The sequence below is a fragment of the Candidatus Aquicultor sp. genome (assembly GCF_054640775.1).
This window is the reverse complement of the sequence record NZ_JBTSLF010000292.1, coordinates 1-2,853: the sequence shown is the minus strand read 5'-3', so window position 1 is coordinate 2,853 and position 2,853 is coordinate 1. Positions and strand designations below refer to the sequence as shown.

The following is a 2,853-nucleotide window of genomic DNA, read 5'->3' as shown; positions in this document are numbered from 1 at the left end:
TCTGGGAATTTATCTCTAATTTTTCTGAAAGGTGCAATCATCCGCCGCTGGACGGACGATACTGGATACTGGATAAAAACAAAAAGCGATACTCGATTCTGGATAAAAGCAATCAAGTATCCAGATTTAATTTATTGGTTTTATCCAGTATCCAGTATCATTCTTATTAGTCAGTCTTTTGAATCTTTAAGAATCTTTCTTTTTAAAACCCGGTGCCAATCGGTGAAGTCCCCTTCTCCCCGGTCCTGTTCCTGATGATCGCTCATCATCCTGATCTTTACTTCCAGATCGTCCAGCATATGGATCATCAAGGCCTCTCTAGTCTGGGGAAGAACCGGGGAGCCGAATTCCAATTGGCCGTGATGAGCGAGGATGATATGTTCCAGCTGGATCAACAGCCCGGGGTCATCCCAGGACATCTCCTTAGCCGCCTCCCGGATCATGGCCCAGCCCTGGGCCAGGTGGCCCAATAATTCCCCGGCATACGTTTTATGGGCGGAAAGATACCCTTCCAGTTCCTGCAATTTGCCGATATCATGAAGGACAGCCCCGGCCAGGATCAGGTCCTGGTTCAGTTCCGGATAGAGCCGGCCCACATCTCGGGCTAATTGAACCACACGGCAGGTGTGCTCCAGAAGCCCTCCCTTATAGGCGTGATGATATATTTTAGAGGCCGGCCACTGCTTCCATTCTTCTGCTTTGGTTTCCAGTAACGAGAGGGTCAATTCTCTTAAAGCCGGATGCTGGATTTCATCCCTGACCCAGGTCAATAACGAATTCCAAAGGGAGGAAATATCCAGAGGGGAAACGGGAATCAACAAATCGGGGTTAAACCCGGCCAGACCGAGCTGTTCAGAAGACCAATGCTGAACCCCTTTAATACGTTCGATGCTTAACTGGGGTTCATCCTGATAGGTTTCCACCCGCCCGGCAATACCGGCAAATTGTCCCTCGGCGAACAAAGAATCGAATTGATCAACAGCTTCACTCCAGATCTTGGCACCCAGGGTTCCGGTTCGATCAGCCAGGGAAATATCCAGATAATCTTTCCCGGCTCGGGTTTGACGCCGTTCTTTCCTCTTGACCAAAAAAAACTGATTGATCCTGTCTCCTGACTTCAGGTCGGTTATGAAGGTATGGGGCATTTGAGATTCCTTTATATTTCAAAAGTCAAATTTCAAAGTTTAAATTCCAAAGTCTCAGAGAGGAAGTCATCGTCTTGTACTTTTATCCAGTGAAGAGGAAGAAATAGGTCAGGGTTGATTTCATTTTTCACTTTGAGTTTTTTATTTTGAACTTTGAAACTTATCCCCTGTTTTTATTCTGAATCCTGTCTCCTGTCTTATGAATTCTGTCCTCCATAATATTTCTCAATCGCCGCCACCAATCCCGGAATAGTATATTCTTCAGCCACGATTTGAACGGAAAGCCCGTTGCTGATGGCGGTTTGAGCGGTAATGGGGCCGATACAGGCCACAGTTACTCTTTTCAGCAGATAAAGGATTTCCTGCCTGGTAAAAAGGGCCAGGAAATTAACCACCGTGGAAGAACTGGTAAAAGTTAAGCAATCGATCAGGCCTTGAGCCATTTTTTCTTCCAGTTGTTCTTTCCCTTCTAAGGCCGGCAAGGTCTGGTAAGCGGAAACGACCAGGACCTCGGCTCCCATTTGCCTCAGTCCTTCCGGCAGGATTTCCCTGGCCTGTTCCGCCCGGGGGATCAGGACCCTCTGGTTCGCCAACGGGATTTGGGACAGGGCTTCCAATAAATGCTCGGCCTGAAATTTTTCAGGAATCAGGTCGGCTTTAAGATGATATTCCGACAGGGCCTGGGCCGTGGCCGGTCCGATAACTCCTATTTTTATCCCCTTCAAACATCGCAAATCAAGTTGGAGTTTTTCCATCCGGTCCAGGAAAAATCGAACCCCGTTGGGGCTGGTAAAGAAAATCCAATCATATTTTTCGATCTCCCGGATGGCCTGGTCCAATTCGGACCAATCCGAGGGAGGGGCAATGCGGATGGTGGGAAATTCCAGGCAATCGGCCCCGAGATCGTTAAGTCGATCTACCAGTTCACTGGCCTGTTCACGGGTTCGGGTGACCACGATAGATTTGCCGAAGAGGGGTCGGCGTTCAAACCAGTTCAGGGTGTCCCGCAACTCAACCACCTTTCCGACAATAAATATCGCCGGCGGGGCCAAGGCCGCTTCTTCGGCCTTACGGGTTATCGTCTCCAAAGTTCCGGTTATGGTCTTTTGACTGGAGGTTGTTCCCCAGCGGATAAGGGCCGCCGGGGTGTTTGGCTCCAGCCCTTCTTGAAAAAGACTTTCAACAATGGAAGGGAGATTTTTTACCCCCATTAAAAACACCAGAGTTTCAGCCCGGCCGGCCTGTTTTCCCAAACCCTGGGCCAAATCCTCTTTGGTAGGATCTTCATGTCCGGTAAAAAAGGCCACGCTGGTATTGTATCGGCGATGGGTTAAGGGGATCCCGGCATAAGCGGGTACGGCAATGGCCGAAGTGACTCCAGGAACGATTTCGAAGGGGATATCGGCTTTGGCCAATTCTTCGGCCTCCTCTCCGCCCCGGCCGAAAATAAAGGGGTCCCCCCCCTTCAGGCGAACCACTTTTTTGCCTGTCATGGCCTTATCAATGATCAATTGATTGATTTCATTTTGGGGCAAGGTGTGGTCCCCCCCCTTTTTGCCCACGTAAATGATCTCGGCCTCCTTGGAAACATGCCGCAAGAGTTCGGGGCTGGCCAAAAAATCGTAGATGACCACTTCGGCCTGCTGGAGGAGTCTAACTCCTTTTAGGGTAATCAATCCCGGGTCCCCCGGTCCGGCACCTACTAAAA

General features: G+C 49.6%; 2 protein-coding genes. Both read right to left on the bottom strand.

Features of this window, described 5'->3' with window-relative positions; genetic code table 11:
* Window positions 1–170: 170 nt before the first annotated feature.
* Entirely contained in the window at window positions 171–1,145 is a 975-nt protein-coding gene (locus tag ACYC56_RS14345; RefSeq protein ID WP_461374853.1) for a 3'-5' exoribonuclease YhaM family protein, read from the bottom strand.
* 197 nt (window positions 1,146–1,342) lie between these two features.
* A partial coding sequence (gene cobA / locus ACYC56_RS14340; RefSeq protein WP_461374852.1) for a uroporphyrinogen-III C-methyltransferase occupies window positions 1,343–2,853 on the bottom strand: 1,511 nt, incomplete at its 5' end.